Origin of the sequence: Lelliottia sp. SL45, from assembly GCF_026672535.1 — a bacterium.
Classification (GTDB): Bacteria; Pseudomonadota; Gammaproteobacteria; order Enterobacterales; family Enterobacteriaceae; genus Enterobacter; species Enterobacter nimipressuralis.
Genome location: NZ_JAPPRH010000001.1, coordinates 653,129 through 671,652, shown reverse-complemented (window position 1 = coordinate 671,652; position 18,524 = coordinate 653,129). Strand labels below are relative to the sequence as shown.

Below are 18,524 nucleotides of genomic sequence, written 5' to 3'. Positions count from 1 at the left end.
ATTTGGTGTTAACGAGATAAATCAGGTTAACACCAAGAAAAACCTCGGTAACAACAAGGTTAAATGCAGTCCGGTGAGGTTCGTTCCTTAGGGCCGTTTTTTAACACTTTAAGAACCGCACGAATTCCACATTTTTTATTTAATTTTTAAAATTAGTTTGCCTTAATTATCACCAAATGGCGTTCGCCATCGAGCTGTGGAACCTGTAACTTCACAATCGACTCGACCACATAGCCAACCGGGAGCTGGGCGATTTCATCCTCAGGCACCAGGCCTTTGAGCGCGTAAAAACGCCCTTCCTGCGCTGGCAGATGCTTACACCAGCTGACCATATCGTTGAGTGACGCAAACGCACGGCTAATCACGCCGTCAAACGACGGCTCGGACGGAAACGCCTCTACCCTGCTCTGAACCGGCTCGATATTGTTGATTTTCAGCTCATGCTGCACCTGACGCAGGAAGCGCACGCGCTTGCCCAGGCTGTCCAGCAGCGTGAACTGGCACTCAGGCCGCACGATGGAGAGCGGAATGCCTGGCAGACCAGGGCCGGTCCCCACATCGATGAAACGCTCACCCTGCAGGTAAGGCGCAACCACAATGCTGTCGAGAATATGGCGAATCAGCATCTCGTTGGGATCGCGTACCGACGTGAGGTTGTACGCTTTGTTCCATTTGTTCAGCATATCGACATAGGCCACCAGCTGATTTTTCTGGTGATCGGTGAGCGAAATACCTGCTTCATCCAGCAGACGAGAGAGTTTGTTGAGCACGGTGAATACCTGTCTGAAATAATGAGCCCGGTGGCGTTAACGCTTACCGGGCCTACGATACGAACTGTAGCGGGTCAGCGAAGCACCACCCGCCAAAATGGCAAAAATCGCCTGATGTTAAGCGCTGCGGCGCAGCATACCTTGTTTTTTCAGCCATACCAGCAGAATAGAGATGGCTGCTGGCGTCACGCCGGAGATGCGAGATGCCTGGCCGATCGACACCGGTTTGTGATCGTTCAGTTTCGCGATCACCTCGTTTGACAGCCCCGTCACCTGACGGTAATCCAGCATCGCAGGCAACAAGGTGTTCTCGTTACGCTGCTGCTTTTCGATCTCATCCTGCTGACGCGCGATGTAACCTTCGTATTTGACCTGGATTTCGACCTGCTCGGCCGCTTCGGCATCGTCGAGACCCGGCGCGAACGGCGTCATCTGCACCAACTGCTCGTAAGTCATCTCCGGACGACGAAGAAGATCTTCTCCGCTGGCTTCGCGTGAGAGCGGCGCGGTCAAGTGAGCGTTCACTTCGGCTGCGGATTCCGCCAGAGGATTCACCCATGAGGTTTTCAGGCGTTGACGCTCAGTCTCAATGCGCTCCAGCTTCTGGTTGAAACGCGCCCAGCGTTCGTCATCCACCAGGCCCAGCTCGCGGCCCATTTCGGTCAGGCGCAGATCGGCGTTGTCTTCACGCAGCATCAGACGATATTCCGCGCGAGAGGTGAACATACGGTACGGCTCTTTTGTACCGAGCGTGCTGAGATCGTCCACCAGCACGCCAAGGTAGGCCTGATCGCGACGCGGTGACCAGCCCTCTTTTTCCGCAGAGAAGCGGGCGGCGTTCAGACCGGCCAGCAGGCCCTGGGCTGCAGCTTCTTCATAACCGGTGGTGCCGTTAATTTGTCCCGCGAAGAACAGGCCCTGGATAAATTTGCTCTCCAGCGTCGGTTTCAGATCGCGCGGGTCGAAGAAATCGTACTCAATAGCGTAACCTGGACGAACGATTTTTGCGTTCTCCATGCCCTGCATTGAGCGAACAATTTGCATCTGCACATCGAACGGCAGGCTGGTGGAGATGCCATTCGGGTAAATTTCGTTGGAGGTGAGTCCTTCCGGCTCCAGGAAGATCTGGTGCTGGTTACGATCGGCAAAGCGCATGACTTTGTCTTCGATCGACGGGCAGTAACGTGGACCGATCCCTTCGATCACGCCTGCGTACATCGGGCTGCGATCGAGGTTATTGCGGATCACGTCATGGGTTTTCTCATTGGTGTGCGTGATGTAACACGGCACTTGCTGGGGATGTTGCGCCGCAGAACCCATGAACGAGAAGACCGGCATCGGGTTGTCACCGTGCTGCTGTGCCAGCACGCTAAAATCGATAGTGCGGGCGTCAATACGCGGCGGTGTCCCGGTTTTCAGGCGGCTGACGCGCAGCGGCAGCTCGCGAAGACGACGGGAAAGTGGAATGGACGGCGGATCGCCTGCACGGCCACCGCTGTAGTTATCCAGACCAATATGAATTTTTCCATCGAGGAAAGTCCCGACCGTCAGCACCACGGCTTTGGCACGGAACTTCAGTCCCATCTGGGTGACGGCACCGACGACACGATCGTTCTCAACGATAAGATCTTCAACCGCCTGCTGGAAGATCATCAGGTTCGGCTGGTTCTCCAGCGCAGTACGAACGGCCTGGCGGTACAGCACACGGTCTGCCTGAGCACGAGTGGCGCGAACGGCGGGTCCTTTGCTCGCGTTTAGTATCCTAAACTGAATGCCTGCCTGATCGATCGCTTTCGCCATCAAGCCGCCCAGAGCATCCACTTCTTTTACCAGGTGTCCTTTCCCAATGCCGCCAATCGCCGGATTACAGGACATTTGTCCCAGCGTGTCGATATTGTGTGTCAAAAGCAGGGTCTGTTGACCCATACGCGCTGCGGCCATTGCGGCCTCAGTGCCTGCATGACCCCCGCCAATGATGATGACGTCAAAAGGATCCTGATAAAACATGCTTTCCTGCCTTGCGTAAAGCGGTTTGAAAATGGATTTAAGCCCGGGCCGTGGATTCTACTCAAGTTTAGTCTTTCGAGAAAGCATTGGGATCTTGGCTATTAAAAAGAAGATCTTCTTATTTAGAGATCTGTTTTACTATGATCTCTTATTAGGATCGCCTTCTCGTGTGGATAAGTCGGATCCGGTCATAAAGATCATAAGGATAGAAAGGATCGTTTGCTGTGAATGATCGGTGATCCTGGACCGTATAAGCTGGGGTTAGATCCGGTACTTATTCACAGGTCAAAAACCAGCCAACGGTTATACCTTGGATAACTACCGGTTGATCCAAGGTTTTAACCAGACTTATCCACATCTGATCGCACGATCTTTAAGCGTTATTGAGTAAATTTTTCCATTCACCCAGCCATTCTTCGGCTGGATCCTCCGGAATATCGTGATCGAGGATGTTGATCTTCAGCGTTTCGCCGATCTGTTTTGCTCCACACGACGCGATCGCCGCTTCTACTTTCTCTACTGCACCACAAAAGGTGTCGTATTCGCGGCTTCCTATCCCAATCGCGCCAAAACGCACGGCTGACAGATTAGGACGTTGCTCGAGAAGCTCATCATAGAAAGGTTGCAGGTTATCAGGGATATCGCCCGCACCGTGCGTGGAGGTAATCAGCAGCCAGATCCCATCAGCAGGGAGATCTTCCAGTAACGGTCCATGCAGGGTTTCGGTCGAGAAACCTGCGTCTTCCAGCTTTTCCGCGAGATGTTCAGCAACATATTCCGCGCCGCCAAGAGTACTGCCACTGATAAGAGTAATATCTGCCATGATCGCTCGCTCATATAAAGAGGGGATCATTGTACGCTGTGAGCGAGCTGGGATCTACCTGTGGAAAATGTGGTAATTAAATGGCGCCGCTAGGGCCGGATGGTGCGCATAATCGGGTTCTGCAGGGAGATCAGCGTCTCGGTGGACTGAATTTCATCAATTGTTTGGATCTTGTTGATAAGTACCTGCTGCAGGGCATCGATCGATTTACACATGACCTTAATAAAGATGCTGTAGTGGCCAGTGGTGTAATAGGCTTCGGTCACCTCTTCCAGACTTTCGAGCCGGGCCAGCGCAGAGGGGTAATCTTTTGCGCTTTTCAGAATGATGCCAATAAAACAGCAGACGTCATACCCGAGCTGTTTTGGACTGACGTCAATCCGCGCCCCGGTGATAATCCCCGCTTGCTTCATCTTCTCCACGCGAACGTGAATCGTCCCTGGGCTGACGCCAAATTGTTTAGCCAGTTCGGCATACGCCGTGCGCGCATTGGCCATTAACGCTTCGAGGATGCCGCGGTCCAGATTATCGATCTGATAATTTTCCATAGTATTTTCTTATGAAGATTGAGTAATCACTCTATTCTAGCGCCATATTTTAACGAATCAAAAGCGAAGTAGGCTTTTTGTTGTTGGATTATTGTATTGAGTGCCGTTTTTGTTGCTTAATCAATATCAACAGGACGCAGGAGTATAAAAATGAAAACCGCTTACATCGCAAAACAACGCCAGATCAGTTTCGTTAAATCCCATTTTTCACGTCAGCTTGAAGAGAAACTTGGCCTCATTGAAGTCCAGGCTCCGATTCTGAGCCGCGTCGGCGATGGGACGCAGGACAACCTGTCTGGTTGCGAAAAAGCGGTACAGGTAAAAGTGAAAACCTTGCCAGACGCCCAGTTCGAAGTGGTTCATTCACTCGCGAAATGGAAGCGTCAGACACTGGGACAACACGACTTCAGCGCGGGCGAAGGGCTTTACACGCACATGAAAGCGCTTCGCCCCGATGAAGACCGCCTGACGGCCATCCACTCCGTTTACGTTGACCAGTGGGACTGGGAGCGTGTAATGGGTGATGGGGAACGTCACTTAGGGACGCTGAAATCCACCGTAGAGGCCATCTACGCGGGGATCAAAGCAACCGAAGCGGCGGTGAGTAAGGAGTTCGGACTGGCACCGTTCCTGCCAGACTCGATCCACTTTGTTCACAGCCAGGATCTGCTGAGCCGTTTCCCGGATCTCGATGCCAAAGGCCGTGAGCGCGCGATCGCTAAAGAGCTGGGCGCGGTATTCCTGATCGGTATCGGTGGCAAACTTTCTGACGGACAGCGCCATGACGTGCGTGCCCCGGATTATGATGACTGGAGCACTCGCGACGAGCGAGAATTAGCCGGTCTGAATGGCGATATTCTGGTGTGGAACCCGATTCTGGAAGATGCGTTTGAGCTTTCTTCCATGGGAATCCGCGTGGATGCCGACGCCCTGAAGCGCCAGCTGGCGGTGACGGGAGATGAAGATCGCCTGAAACTTGAGTGGCACCAGGCCCTGCTGCGCGGTGAAATGCCGCAAACTATCGGCGGCGGTATCGGCCAGTCACGCCTGACAATGCTGTTGCTGCAGTTGTCCCATATCGGGCAGGTTCAGTGTGGGGTGTGGCCGCATCAGGTGCGTGAAAGCATCGGTTCTCTGCTTTAATTAACGCCGCCAGCGCCTGACCAGGCGGCTGCGTAACCCGGTATCAAAGCGCCAGATATGATCGAAAATGCGCATGATGCCGGGCTTTCCATGTTGCGACATCGCCACCGCATGAAAGCGGTGCTGGTGATCCCGCTGTAATGATTTCACCTTTGTGACCACGTCGTCCGGCAGTCGCTGCGCAATAAAATCGGAAATGACCACCGCATCCGCGTCATACCAGTCCCCGCCCTGCATGCGTTCTGCGATAGCGCGAAAACAGCTGGCGATATCGGTTCCGCCGCGAAAACGCTGGCTCAAAAAGCGGATCGCCTGTTCGATACCCTGCTCTCCCGTCAGTTCGTATCCCACCACTTCGCTGGAAAACAGCATGATATAACAGCGACGCCGGTCGGCGAGGGCGACGCGCATCAGTGCCAGGCAAAACGCTTTGGCACACTGTTCGTTAAAGCCGCCCATCGAACCGGAAGTATCTACGCAGACAATGAAGGGGCCGCGCGGCTGTTCGTCGAAATCCTGATGAACGACCGGACGCTGGCTGATTTTTTCGCGCCAGGATTCGCCGTGCAGGCGATAGGTAAGCAGCTGTTTCTCCACCAGCCGCCGGTAAAACTCATACTCCAGCTCGGTGATCCCAAGCGTCGCCAGCTCTGTTGGCAGCAGGCGCAGGATGTCATCACTTTGCTGTAAACCGTCGACCTGTTCCGGCACGGTTGCCGGTTCGCGAACCAGCGTGCGGAAGGTTTCCATTGGCGCGTCTTTTTTTGGTACCGACTTCGCCTCCCGCGAACGGCCAAGCTGCTCCGCGAGCTGCATCAGCTCGGGCTGCTGTGCCAGAAAATCGCCGTATTTAACGATCAACTGATAGTCGCCGCGCTGGATCTGCCCGGCGCTCATATCCCAAAGCCTTCCGGCGGCGTTTTCGTTCTCCACCAGCACTTGCTCCAGCTGGCCGCTCAGCGTCATCCGCTCCTGAACTTCACTGAGCAGCTGATCGCGCTCCTCCTCCAGCAACTGCTGGTTGAGCGACGTGGTCTGCACCACCAGACTGAGCCGCCATCGCTGCAGGAAAAGCGTATGCAGCGCCGGAGTAAAGGTGGCGTTGTCCGAGACCAGCTTGCGGGCCTGGGCGGCGTACGGGGAGTGCACTTTATCTAGCAGCGTCAGGATCTGGGGAAGCTGAACGATAAATTGCGGTGTGGATAACCGCTGGCACTGCTGGTAGCAGGCCACTTCTTCCGTAAGCTCTGGCGGGACTTCGGTCTCTTTTAGCCGCTGGCGCAGGCTATCTCGCCAGCGCGGGATATCGTCGGTGACGGCTTTTTTAATGCGCGGAAACTTTTCAAAGAATGCGGCCAGCTGGGGAGAGGCGAGTAAGGTCAGGACGACCTCTTCAATCAGCCCCTCTTCACCAACCGCCAGCATCACATTGAGCGTATCCAGCGTTAGCATTGACGCGCCTGTTTGATCTGCGCGCTGACATCCTGCAGGCTGGCTTCGATGCGACCCAACCAGTCGCTATGTATAAAGAGGCATTTTTGCTGTTCGCTGAAGCGCGTGTGCTGCTGATGCCACTCCGTATCCAGCGCGTCAAGCTGCTGTTTTATCTCTTCCGGCACGTTATCCGAGGCATTTCCCGGCAGGGCGAGGCGTGAACCCTGCAGGCTCACATCGCGGATCACCAGATGCATGCTGGTATCCACTTCCAGGTTCAGCACCTGGGCAAAGCCGATGCCGTTGAGTTTTCCACGGATTTCGCCATTTTTATCCAGCCACTGCGACAGCGCTTCGCGCTCAATGGTGATGTGAACCACCTGCATATCGTGCAGTTTTAACGGCTGCTGGAGTAAGAGCGTCAGGGTCGTGTCCGTCAGCTCTGTGGGCAACTCGTAGTGCGGTTTACGTGAGAACATCCCGCCGAGACGGCTCACCTTCAGTGCCGTTTTGTCGCTTTGCTGCTGCTGAAGCTGGATGCGTCGCTGGGTGATGGCGCCCAGCTGGTTGAGCATTGCCTGCTGCCCCCACGCGTGTCCGGTCATCAAAACGTCCAGCTGCTGTTCCATCAGGTGCATCCCTTCCGCATCGTGCCACAGGCAGTCTTTCAGCAGGATAAGATCGATGGGGGCGACGGAATCCCGGCCGCTGAACAAAGCACTGGACTGTAACAGGCGGATCGCCTTTTTCCAGCGCCGATCCGAGACATACGGCGCGGCCGGCAATAAATCCAGCTGCTGGCGCAGCATAAAGATCAGTTCAAAAACGGCGTCCGGCAGTTTGATTTTGCCGATATCCTGTTGCCACTGCTGGTACTCGTCGTCAGTCACCTGTAATGACGGCGCCACCGGGTTTTCATTTTCGTCCTGCTGGCTCACCAGCATCGAGCGGAAATTCGACTTGTCCTGCACTTTATCCAGCCACAGGCGAATCAGCATGCGGTCATACAGCGCTTCAAGGCTGCTGTCGGCTTCAGGCAGTTCGTTGGACGCTGCCACCAGCAGGCGCATCGGGATTTTTTCTTCATAAGCGCCGTTACGAAAGCGACGTTCGTTGATGGCGGTAAGCAGGGTGTTCAGGATCGCCGGGCCAGCTTTCCAGATCTCATCCAGAAAGACAATTTCAGCCTCGGGCAGATACCCTGCCGTTAATCGTTGATAGCGACCTTCATCTTTCAGGGCCTGAATGGAAAGCGGGCCAAAAACCTCTTCCGGAGTGGAGAAACGGGTCATCAGATATTCAAAGGCGCGCGCATTCTGGAAGGCAAATTTCAGTCGACGCGCAATCAGGCTTTTGGCGATGCCGGGCGGGCCGAGCAGGAACACACTTTCGCCGCTGAGCGCCGCCAGCAAACAGAGCCTGATCGCATGGCTTCGTTCGAAAAGGCCTTTCTCCAGCGCACCGCTGAGACGGGAAATTCTTTCTGCTAATAAATGTGAGTGAGCCATAATTGTGTTGCGTCCTTTCGGCGTCGTCGCAGCTAATTGATGCGAGTATAGACGTTTCAGCATGGGCTGGTAATAGACTGAAGTGCGGCGTTATTTTCTTTGCGCTACATTAATAGGGTTGCATTTAGGGGTACGATCTTGCGATTAATCGTGCATACTGTGCGCCTTTTTGTGGGCCAAGGGACTAAGCACACATTTGTTATACAACGAAAAGACTAGTCTATGAGCACTGATAATAAGCAATCATTAAGCGCTATAACGCTTGCGGCCATTGGGGTTGTGTACGGTGATATCGGTACCAGCCCGCTCTATACGCTTCGCGAATGTCTGTCCGGTCAGTTTGGTTTTGGTGTTGAACGTGACGCCGTTTTTGGCTTTTTGTCACTCATCTTTTGGCTGCTGATCCTGGTGGTTTCCGTTAAGTATCTCTCCTTTGTCATGCGCGCGGATAACGCCGGTGAGGGCGGGATCCTGACCCTCATGTCGCTTGCCGGGCGTAATACATCGGCAAAAATGACCTCGTTCCTGGTGATTATCGGCCTGATCGGTGGCAGCTTCTTCTATGGAGAAGTGGTGATTACCCCGGCGATTTCGGTGCTCTCAGCAATTGAGGGGCTGGAGATTATTGCGCCGCAGCTGGATACGTGGGTCGTTCCGCTCGCCATCATTGTGCTGACGCTGCTGTTTGCTATTCAGAAGCACGGTACGGGGCTGGTGGGGAAACTCTTTGCACCCATTATGCTGGCATGGTTCCTGATTCTGGCGGCACTCGGTCTGCGCAGTATTATCGCCAATCCGGAAGTGCTGCAGGCGCTGAACCCGATGTGGGCGGTCCACTTCTTCCTGGAATACAAAACGGTTTCGTTCGTCGCGCTGGGCGCCGTGGTGCTGTCGATCACCGGTGTGGAAGCGCTGTATGCGGATATGGGTCACTTCGGTAAGCTGCCGATTCGCCTTGCCTGGTTCACCGTGGTTCTGCCGTCTTTGGTGCTGAACTATTTCGGTCAGGGCGCGCTGCTGCTCAAACATCCGGAAGCGATCAAGAACCCGTTCTTCCTGCTGGCGCCTGACTGGGCGCTGGTGCCGATGCTTATCCTTGCCACTCTGGCGACGGTCATTGCCTCTCAGGCGGTAATTTCCGGCGTCTTCTCCCTGACGCGCCAGGCGGTTCGTCTGGGCTATCTGTCGCCGATGCGCATCATTCATACCTCGGAGATGGAGTCTGGCCAGATCTACATTCCGTTCATCAACTGGCTGCTCTACTTTGCCGTGGTGATCGTGATTGTCAGCTTCGAGCACTCCAGCAACCTGGCCGCGGCGTACGGTATTGCGGTGACGGGTACGATGGTGCTGACTTCGATTCTCTCGACCACTGTGGCGTACCGGAACTGGCACTGGAATAAATTCCTGGTTGCGCTGATTCTGGTGGGCTTCCTCTGCATCGATGTACCGCTGTTCTCAGCAAACCTCGACAAAATTGTCTCCGGCGGCTGGCTGCCGTTGACCCTGGGGCTGGTGATGTTCCTGGTGATGACCACCTGGAAGAGCGAGCGCTTCCGCCTGCTGCGACGTATGCACGAGCACGGTAACTCTCTGGAAGCGATGATTGCCTCGCTGGAGAAATCTCCGCCGGTGCGCGTGCCTGGCACCGCAGTTTATATGTCACGGGCGCTGAACGTGATTCCGTTTGCCCTGATGCACAACCTCAAGCACAACAAAGTGCTGCACGAGCGCGTGATCCTGCTGACGCTGAGAACCGAAGATGCGCCATACGTCCACAACGTGCGCCGTGTGCAGATCGAACAGCTTTCTCCGACCTTCTGGCGCGTGGTGGCGAGTTACGGCTGGCGCGAAACGCCGAACGTGGAAGAGGTATTCCACCGCTGTGGTCTGGAAGGGCTGAGCTGTCGAATGATGGAAACCTCGTTCTTTATGTCGCACGAGTCGCTGATTGTCGGCAAACGCCCGTGGTATCTGCGTCTGCGCGGCAAGCTGTACCTCATCCTGCAGCGTAACGCCCTGCGCGCACCTGACCAGTTTGAAATCCCGCCTAACCGCGTGATTGAATTAGGGACGCAGGTCGAGATTTAACCTCCGCAACACCTTCTCCCGGTGACGCTTCGCTTGCACGGCCCTACGAAACTGTAGGCCAGATAAGCGAGGCGCCACTAGGTAAAACACTCCTTAAAATGCCCCCACATTTCACTTAGCGAAACGTTTCGACGTTGATCACAATTCTGTTACGTCATGATGGTTTTCTGAACACTCTTGCGGCTACACTTCTTTTAGCGAAACGTTTCGCTAGTGGAGCAAGAAAATGAAGAAAGGCACGGTACTCAATTCTGAAATCTCATCGGTTATTTCCCGTCTTGGGCATACCGATACGCTGGTGGTTTGCGATGCAGGCTTACCGGTTCCGCGCAGCACAACCCGTATTGATATGGCGTTAACGCAGGGCGTGCCCTCGTTTATGCAGGTACTGGGTGTGGTGACGTCGGAGATGCAGGTTGAGGCGGCCATTCTCGCGACGGAGATCAAACAACATAATCCGCAACTCCACGAAACGTTGCTCAGCCATATTGAGCAACTGCAACAACACCAGGGAAACACCATAGAAATTCGTTACACAACGCACGAGCAATTCAAACAACAAACCGCAGACAGTCAGGCGGTGATTCGCAGCGGGGAGTGTTCCCCGTATGCGAATATCATTCTCTGTGCTGGCGTCACGTTCTGAGGCCATCATGGACGCATTATTGCAACTCAAAGGGATCGATAAATCGTTCCCGGGCGTAAAAGCCCTCTCCGGCGCCGCGTTAAACGTTTACTCCGGGCGCGTTATGGCGCTGGTGGGTGAAAACGGCGCTGGCAAATCCACGATGATGAAAGTGCTCACCGGCATTTATGCCCGTGACGCCGGAACGCTGCTGTGGCTGGGGAAAGAGACGACCTTCACCGGACCTAAATCCTCTCAGGAAGCCGGGATTGGCATTATCCACCAGGAGCTGAACCTGATCCCGCAGCTCACCATTGCGGAAAACATCTTCCTGGGCCGTGAATTCGTTAATCGCTTTGGCAAAATCGACTGGAAAAAGATGTACGCCGAAGCCGATCTTTTGCTGGCGAAGCTGAATCTGCGCTTTAAAAGCGACCGTCTGGTAGGCGACTTGTCTATTGGCGATCAGCAGATGGTGGAAATCGCCAAAGTGCTGAGCTTCGAGTCGAAAGTCATCGTTATGGATGAACCGACCGACGCCCTGACCGATACGGAAACCGAATCCCTGTTCCGCGTGATCCGCGAGCTGAAATCTCAGGGGCGCGGGATCGTCTATATATCCCACCGTATGAAAGAGATCTTCGAGATTTGCGATGACGTGACGGTATTCCGCGACGGGCAATTTATTGCCGAGCGCGAGGTCTCCTCGCTGACCGAAGATACACTGATTGAGATGATGGTGGGGCGCAAGCTGGAAGAACAGTATCCGCGTCTCGACAAAACGCCGGGCGCTGTCCGTCTGAAAGTCGACAATCTGTGTGGGCCGGGCGTAAACGATGTCTCCTTCACGCTGCGTCAGGGCGAAATCCTTGGCGTGGCCGGGCTGATGGGGGCCGGGCGTACCGAGCTGATGAAAGTGCTGTACGGCGCGCTGCCGCGCACCAGCGGTTACGTCACCCTCGACGGCCATGAAGTTGTCACCCGCTCTCCACAGGATGGGCTGGCGAACGGCATCGTCTATATCTCCGAAGACCGTAAGCGCGATGGCTTAGTGCTCGGGATGTCGGTGAAAGAGAATATGTCCCTGACGGCGCTGGGCTACTTCAGCCGCAGCGGCGGCAGCTTGAAGCACAAAGACGAACAGCAGGCGGTCAGTGATTTTATTCGCCTGTTTAACGTGAAAACGCCGTCGATGGAACAGGCAATCGGCCTGCTCTCCGGTGGTAATCAGCAAAAAGTGGCGATTGCCCGCGGTCTGATGACGCGTCCAAAAGTGCTGATCCTCGACGAGCCAACCCGTGGCGTTGACGTGGGCGCCAAGAAAGAGATTTATCAGCTGATCAACCAGTTCAAGGCTGACGGTCTGAGCATCATTCTGGTCTCTTCCGAGATGCCAGAAGTATTAGGCATGAGCGATCGCATTATCGTCATGCATGAAGGGCATCTCGGCGGTGAATTCACTCGCGAGCAGGCCACCCAGGAAGTTCTGATGGCTGCCGCTGTGGGCAAGCTTAATCGCGTGAATCAGGAGTAAGAAGATGACTACCCAGGCTGTTTCTGGTCGCCGCTATTTCACCAAGGCATGGCTGTTGGAACAAAAATCACTGATTGCGCTGCTGGTGCTGATCGCGATTGTGTCGACCATGAGCCCGAACTTTTTTTACCGTCAATAACCTGTTCAATATTCTCCAGCAGACGTCCGTGAACGCCATTATGGCGGTCGGCATGACGCTGGTTATTCTGACGTCGGGGATCGACCTGTCCGTCGGTTCCCTGCTGGCGCTCACCGGCGCGGTAGCGGCTTCAATCGTAGGGTTTGAGGTTAACGCGCTGGTGGCTATCGCCGCTGCCCTGGCGTTAGGCGCCGCAGTGGGTGCAGTCACCGGGATGATTGTGGCTAAAGGCCGCGTGCAGGCGTTTATCGCCACGCTGGTGATGATGCTGCTGCTGCGCGGTGTCACGATGGTGTACACCAACGGCAGCCCCGTGAATACCGGCTTTACCGATAACGCCGATCTGTTTGGCTGGTTTGGTATCGGTCGTCCGCTGGGTATCCCGACGCCGGTGTGGATTATGGGTATCGTCTTCCTGGCGGCCTGGTACATGCTGCACCACACGCGCCTCGGCCGCTATATCTATGCGCTGGGCGGTAACGAAGCGGCGACGCGTCTCTCCGGTATTAGCGTCAATAAAGTCAAAATTATCGTCTATTCCCTGTGCGGTTTGCTGGCATCGCTGGCAGGTATCATCGAAGTGGCGCGCCTCTCTTCTGCGCAGCCGACAGCGGGAACGGGCTATGAGCTGGATGCGATTGCCGCCGTGGTACTGGGGGGTACGAGCCTGGCGGGGGGTAAAGGTCGCATTGTTGGGACATTGATCGGCGCACTGATTCTTGGCTTCCTGAATAATGGTTTGAATTTGTTAGGTGTTTCCTCCTATTACCAGATGATCGTTAAAGCAGTGGTGATTTTGCTGGCGGTTCTGGTAGACAACAAAAAACAGTAACTGACGACACTACAGGACATCTCTGATATGAACATGAAAAAACTGGCTACCCTGGTTTCTGCTGTGGCACTGAGCGCGACCGTTAGTGCGAACGCAATGGCGAAAGACACCATCGCGCTGGTCATCTCGACCCTGAATAACCCGTTCTTCGTTTCCCTGAAGGATGGTGCGCAGAAAGAAGCCGACAAACTGGGTTATAACCTGGTGGTTCTAGACTCTCAGAACAACCCGGCGAAAGAGCTGGCTAACGTTCAGGACTTAACCGTTCGTGGCACCAAAATCCTGCTGATCAACCCAACCGACTCTGATGCGGTCGGTAACGCCGTGAAGATGGCCAACCAGGCGAAAATCCCGGTAATCACCCTTGACCGTGTGGCGACAAAAGGTGACGTCGTTAGCCATATCGCGTCTGATAACGTGCTGGGCGGTAAAATCGCGGGTGATTACATCGCGAAGAAAGCAGGCGAAGGCGCCAAAGTGATCGAACTGCAGGGTATCGCAGGGACATCCGCAGCGCGTGAGCGTGGCGAAGGTTTCCAGCAAGCCGTGGCAGCCCACAAATTTAACGTCCTGGCCAGCCAGCCTGCTGACTTCGACCGTACTAAAGGCCTGAACGTTATGCAGAACCTGCTGACGGCGCACCCTGAAGTGCAGGCTGTCTTCGCACAGAACGATGAAATGGCACTCGGCGCGCTGCGTGCGCTGCAGACTGCCGGTAAATCGGATGTGATGGTGGTTGGTTTTGACGGCACGCCAGACGGTGAGAAAGCCGTAAATGATGGCAAACTGGCGGCAACCATCGCGCAGCTGCCTGAGCAGATTGGTGCGACGGGTGTTCAGACTGCGGATAAAGTGCTGAAGGGCGAGAAAGTCCAGGCGAAATATCCGGTTGACCTGAAGCTGGTCGTCAAGCAGTAATAGGCGATTCAGGCGGTCGTCTGACGGCCTGAGGGACTACAAATAAAGAAAAGTGTGGCATACGCCACCGGGTAAAACCGGTGGCGATCTTTACTGGACAGCTTAAACATGAAAACCGCAGTTAATCTCGTCGTCCTTGGCAGTATTAATGCCGATCACATTCTTAACCTTGATGCTTTCCCCACGCCTGGCGAAACCGTCACCGGTAATCAGTATCAGGTGGCTTTCGGCGGTAAAGGCGCGAACCAGGCGGTGGCCGCCGGTCGCAGCGGCGCTAATATTGCATTTATCGCCTGTACCGGCGATGACGATACGGGCGAGCGCGTGCGTAAACAGCTGGAGAGCGACCATATCGATATCTCACCCGTAAGTGTGGTGGGCGGGGAATCGACGGGCGTGGCGCTGATTTTTGTCAACGCAGAAGGTGAGAATGTCATCGGTATTCATGCGGGTGCCAATGCGGCACTGACCATCGAACGCGTTGAAGCGCAGCGAGAATTGATCTCCAGCGCCGAAGCGCTGCTGATGCAGCTCGAATCGCCGGTCGAAAGCGTGCTGGCGGCCGCGAAAATTGCACATGAAAATCATACCACTGTCGTACTTAACCCTGCTCCAGCGCGTCTATTATCAGACGAGTTGCTGGCGCTGGTGGACATCATCACCCCGAACGAAACGGAAGCCGAAAAGCTGACGGGCATTCGCGTGGAAAATGATGACGACGCGGCGCGTGCCGCTCAGGCGCTGCACGATAAAGGTATCGGTACGGTCATCATTACGCTCGGAAGCCGTGGCGTATGGGCGAGCGTCAACGGCGAAGGTCGTCGCGTTCCCGGCTTTAAGGTTAAAGCGATTGATACGATCGCGGCGGGAGATACCTTTAACGGTGCGCTGGTTACGGCGCTGCTGGAAGGTGGCTCGCTGGACAATGCCATCCGCTTCGCTCATGCCGCAGCCGCGATTGCGGTGACACGCAAAGGGGCACAGCCTTCCGTTCCATGGCGCAAAGAGATTGATGAATTTTTGAGTCAGCAGAGGTAACGCTTGGCCACAATGAAAGATGTCGCCCGCATGGCGGGCGTTTCTACTTCGACGGTTTCCCATGTCATCAATAACGATCGCTTTGTCAGCGAGGCGATACGGGAAAAAGTCGACGCTGCCATTAAAGACCTCAACTACGCTCCTTCGGCGCTCGCGCGCAGTCTTAAGCTTAATCAGACGCACACCATCGGCATGCTGATCACCGCCAGTACTAACCCGTTCTATTCAGAGCTGGTGCGCGGCGTTGAGCGTAGCTGCTTTGAGCGTGGTTACAGCCTGGTGCTGTGTAACACCGAGGGCGACGAACAGCGTATGAACCGTAATCTGGAAACGCTAATGCAAAAACGCGTCGATGGATTATTGCTGCTGTGTACCGAAACGCACCAGCCCTCCAAAGAGATCATGCAGCGCTATCCCTCCGTTCCAACGGTGATGATGGACTGGGCGCCCTTCGACGGGACCAGCGATCTGATTCAGGATAACTCGCTGCTGGGCGGGGATATGGCGACGCAGCATTTGATTGATAAAGGCTACAGCCGCATCGCCTGCATTACCGGGCCGCTGGATAAAACTCCGGCGCGTTTACGTCTTGAGGGATTTCTCGCTGCTATGGAACGCGCGGGGCTGCCCGTTCCGGACGGATATCGCATCACCGGCGATTTTGAATTTAACGGTGGTTTTGAGGCGATGCAAAAACTGCTGGCGCAGGACGTGCGTCCGCAGGCGGTATTTATCGGTAACGATGCGATGGCTTTTGGTGCGTATCAGGCGTTGTATCAGGCGGGATTACGCGTTCCCCAGGATATGGCGGTGATTGGTTACGATGATATCGAGCTGGCTCAGTATATGACGCCGCCGCTGACCACCATTCATCAGCCGAAAGATGAGCTGGGCGAGCTGGCGATCGATGTGTTGATTCATCGTATGGCACAGCCCGCACTTCAGCAGCAACGTTTGCAGCTTACTCCTGTTCTGATGGAACGCGGTTCTGTTTCGGCTGGTGGCGATCTTTAATCAGATTGCGCCCATCTTTGGGTTTGAGCAGCATGAACACCAGCGCCGAGACCACCGTCAGTGCGCCCATCGTGATAAAGGTGTAATGGAACTGCTCAACCGTGTTCGTCCCTTCCATCCCTTCATAGACGCGCAGCACCGCTGCGCTCACCGCCACGCCTAAACTGATCGACAGCTGCTGCGTCACAGCCAGTACGCTGTTGCCGCCACTGGCATTTTCGTCGGTGAGATCCGCGAGGCTGATGGTATTCATCGACGTAAACTGGATAGACATCGCCATGCCCAGGATAAAGAGCGGGAGCAGCAGCATCCACGCCGGGAAGGCGGCGGACTGAAGCGAAAACTGCGCAATCATTAGACCGATAAAGACCGTGACACCCACCAGCGTTTTACGATAGCCCAGCCGACGCAAAATCTGCGTCACCATCGATTTCGCCAGAATTGACCCGACGGCGGTCGGGGCCATCATGCACCCGGCTATCAGCGCCGGATAGCCAAACCCTACCTGCAGCATCAGCGGCATCAGGAAGGGCACGCAGCCGGTACCCAGACGCGAAGCGATGTTTCCTGCAATCCCCACCGAGAAAGTTCGGGTTTTGAACAGCAGCAATGAAATCAGCGGCGTCGGATGACGACGCGCGTGACGTATATAGAGAAGGAAAAGCAGGATGCCGCTCAGAATGATAGAAAGGGCGATCCAGGTGGCGACGATTTTCTCGCCAAATAACTCCATGCCGGTGGAGAACAACACCAGGCTCAGGCCGAACAGGAAAAAGCCGCCCATATCAAAGCTGCGTTTTGGCGTGGTGAAGTTCGGCATATATTTGCGGGCGTAGCAAAGGCCTGCCACGCCAATCGGAATATTGATGAGGAATATCCAGTGCCAGCTCGCCCAGGTGACCAGCACGCCGCCAAGAACCGGCCCGAGAATGGGGCCGACCAGACCGGGCATGGTCACAAAGTTCAGTACCGGTAAAAGCTCGCTGCGCGGGTAAGCACGTAACAGCGCCAGGCGTGCGACCGGCATCATCATTGCGCCGCCGATGCCCTGCAGGATACGGAAGACAACCAGCTCCGCCAGGGATGTCGAAAGTGCACAGGCCAGCGAACCGAGCGTAAACAGAGTGACGGCGAGCATAAAGATTCGACGTGTACCGAAGCGGTCCGCCAGCCAGCCGCTGACCGGGATCAGCATCGCGACGGTCAGCGTATAGCTGATGATGGCGGATTGCATCGCCAACGGGGAGCGGTTGAGACTTTCGGCAATGGCCGGGAGGGCCGTGTTAAGAATGGTGGCATCCAGCGCCTGCATAAAGAAAGCCATTGCCGCAATCCATGGCAATCCCGCCATGCTGCGTGCTTTTTTCTCAGTCATTGATTGTCCGGTTGTTGGTGTGGTGTTGCTAATAAAACCTGGCAGGCGAGTAAAGCGCGCTGTCCGTCGCTCTCCTGAATGGCATCGACAATGGCCTGGTGCTGGTCCAGCTTCACCACGTCATTCTGAGTAATAGAAGCAAAGTAGGTGTGATACACCGAATGGAACAGGGAGGCAAAGGAGGTCAGGAAAGGGTTTCCGCTCATCGCGTAAATTTGCTCGTGCCAGGACATATCCACTTCAATCCAGCGCTGGCGGTTGAAATGCTGCTTCAGGAAGGTCATTTCGTCCATCAACGTATTAAGCTGCGCTTTTTGCTCGGCGCTGCCTTGCACAGCGGCGAGCAGACATGCCTGAGGTTCGAGGCTGCCACGCATAACCAGGAAATGCTCCACAACCTGATGGAAGTTCTCTTCGGTCATCCACCACGAGAGCAGCTCCTGGTCGAGGAAGTTCCAGTTGCTCTGAGGCATCACGCGAGTTCCGATGCGTGGGCGCGGAAGCACCATGCCTTTCGCGGTTAAGGTTTTTACCGCTTCACGCACGGCGGTACGGCTCACGCCAAACTGTTCACCCAGCTCCATTTCACCGGGAAGAATGCTTCCGGGCATATATTTTCCTGCCAGAATGCGTTGGGCCAGTTTCTCTGCCAGCACGTAAGAGAGGTTTTTTTGGGCGGCCAGCTGTTGCGCGCTTAAGGGCATCGCTCTTATTCCTTAATAGTA

At 55.1% G+C, this 18,524-nt stretch carries 15 protein-coding genes and 1 pseudogene; 8 read left to right on the top strand and 8 right to left on the bottom strand.

Going from position 1 to position 18,524, the window contains the following annotated elements; translation table 11 throughout:
* Positions 1-152 precede the first annotated feature (152 nt).
* The 4 genes from rsmG to asnC form a co-directional block, all read right to left on the bottom strand.
* A complete protein-coding gene (gene rsmG, locus OVA10_RS03220) occupies positions 153-770 on the bottom strand; it encodes a 16S rRNA (guanine(527)-N(7))-methyltransferase RsmG (protein ID WP_268195229.1) in 618 nt (205 codons plus the stop codon).
* Between the two features lie 117 nt (positions 771-887).
* Positions 888-2,777 carry a tRNA uridine-5-carboxymethylaminomethyl(34) synthesis enzyme MnmG gene (mnmG, locus tag OVA10_RS03215; protein WP_123429752.1) on the bottom strand — a complete coding sequence of 630 codons (1,890 nt, stop codon included), beginning with the start codon at positions 2,775-2,777 and terminating at the stop codon, positions 888-890.
* A 373-nt stretch (positions 2,778-3,150) separates the two neighbouring features.
* Positions 3,151-3,600, bottom strand: a complete 450-nt coding sequence (gene mioC, locus OVA10_RS03210) for an FMN-binding protein MioC (protein ID WP_100778304.1) — start codon at positions 3,598-3,600, stop codon at positions 3,151-3,153.
* Positions 3,601-3,689: 89 nt separating this feature from the next.
* The gene (gene asnC / locus OVA10_RS03205) at positions 3,690-4,148 is read right to left on the bottom strand and encodes a transcriptional regulator AsnC (protein WP_088221282.1); all 459 of its coding nucleotides are present in this window, start codon (positions 4,146-4,148) and stop codon (positions 3,690-3,692) included.
* A gap of 150 nt (positions 4,149-4,298) precedes the next feature.
* Between asnC and asnA the strand changes: the two genes are divergently transcribed.
* Positions 4,299-5,291 (top strand): aspartate--ammonia ligase, encoded by a 993-nt coding sequence (asnA, locus tag OVA10_RS03200; protein WP_102105131.1) that lies wholly within the window; start codon positions 4,299-4,301, stop codon positions 5,289-5,291.
* Here asnA and viaA read toward each other — a convergent pair whose 3' ends face one another.
* Together viaA and ravA are read right to left on the bottom strand one after the other, a co-directional pair.
* A complete protein-coding gene (viaA, locus tag OVA10_RS03195; protein WP_268195226.1) occupies positions 5,292-6,743 on the bottom strand; it encodes an ATPase RavA stimulator ViaA in 1,452 nt (483 codons plus the stop codon).
* The gene (gene ravA / locus OVA10_RS03190; protein ID WP_100778307.1) at positions 6,737-8,233 is read right to left on the bottom strand and encodes an ATPase RavA; all 1,497 of its coding nucleotides are present in this window, start codon (positions 8,231-8,233) and stop codon (positions 6,737-6,739) included. The genes viaA and ravA overlap by 7 nt, the downstream gene beginning before the upstream one ends.
* A 222-nt stretch (positions 8,234-8,455) precedes the next feature.
* On the opposite strand from ravA, the gene kup reads away from it, so the two are divergent.
* The 7 genes and pseudogenes from kup (at position 8,456) to rbsR (ending at position 16,424) form a co-directional block, all read left to right on the top strand.
* Positions 8,456-10,324: a low affinity potassium transporter Kup gene (kup, locus tag OVA10_RS03185; RefSeq protein WP_100778308.1), complete on the top strand. Its 1,869-nt coding sequence runs from the start codon at positions 8,456-8,458 to the stop codon at positions 10,322-10,324.
* A 226-nt stretch (positions 10,325-10,550) separates the two neighbouring features.
* Complete coding sequence (gene rbsD, locus OVA10_RS03180; protein WP_102105134.1) at positions 10,551-10,970, top strand: D-ribose pyranase; 420 nt, start codon at positions 10,551-10,553, stop codon at positions 10,968-10,970.
* Between the two features lie 7 nt (positions 10,971-10,977).
* Positions 10,978-12,483, top strand: coding sequence for a ribose ABC transporter ATP-binding protein RbsA (gene rbsA / locus OVA10_RS03175; RefSeq protein ID WP_268195372.1), 1,506 nt, complete (start codon positions 10,978-10,980; stop codon positions 12,481-12,483).
* A gap of 4 nt (positions 12,484-12,487) precedes the next feature.
* Positions 12,488-13,454, top strand: a pseudogene (rbsC, locus tag OVA10_RS03170) (ribose ABC transporter permease).
* 27 nt (positions 13,455-13,481) lie between these two features.
* Positions 13,482-14,372, top strand: a complete 891-nt coding sequence (rbsB, locus tag OVA10_RS03165) for a ribose ABC transporter substrate-binding protein RbsB (RefSeq protein ID WP_100778312.1) — start codon at positions 13,482-13,484, stop codon at positions 14,370-14,372.
* 108 nt (positions 14,373-14,480) lie between these two features.
* Positions 14,481-15,410, top strand: a complete 930-nt coding sequence (rbsK, locus tag OVA10_RS03160; RefSeq protein WP_123429755.1) for a ribokinase — start codon at positions 14,481-14,483, stop codon at positions 15,408-15,410.
* Between the two features lie 3 nt (positions 15,411-15,413).
* Positions 15,414-16,424, top strand: a complete 1,011-nt coding sequence (gene rbsR, locus OVA10_RS03155; protein ID WP_123429756.1) for a ribose operon transcriptional repressor RbsR — start codon at positions 15,414-15,416, stop codon at positions 16,422-16,424.
* On the opposite strand, the gene mdtD is transcribed toward rbsR, so the two are convergent.
* Positions 16,372-17,799 (bottom strand): multidrug transporter subunit MdtD, encoded by a 1,428-nt coding sequence (gene mdtD / locus OVA10_RS03150; RefSeq protein ID WP_100778315.1) that lies wholly within the window; start codon positions 17,797-17,799, stop codon positions 16,372-16,374. The two genes, rbsR and mdtD, sit on opposite strands and share 53 nt — an antisense overlap.
* Positions 17,796-18,503 (bottom strand): FadR/GntR family transcriptional regulator, encoded by a 708-nt coding sequence (locus tag OVA10_RS03145; protein ID WP_107702591.1) that lies wholly within the window; start codon positions 18,501-18,503, stop codon positions 17,796-17,798. The genes mdtD and OVA10_RS03145 overlap by 4 nt, the downstream gene beginning before the upstream one ends.
* Positions 18,504-18,524 lie beyond the last annotated feature (21 nt).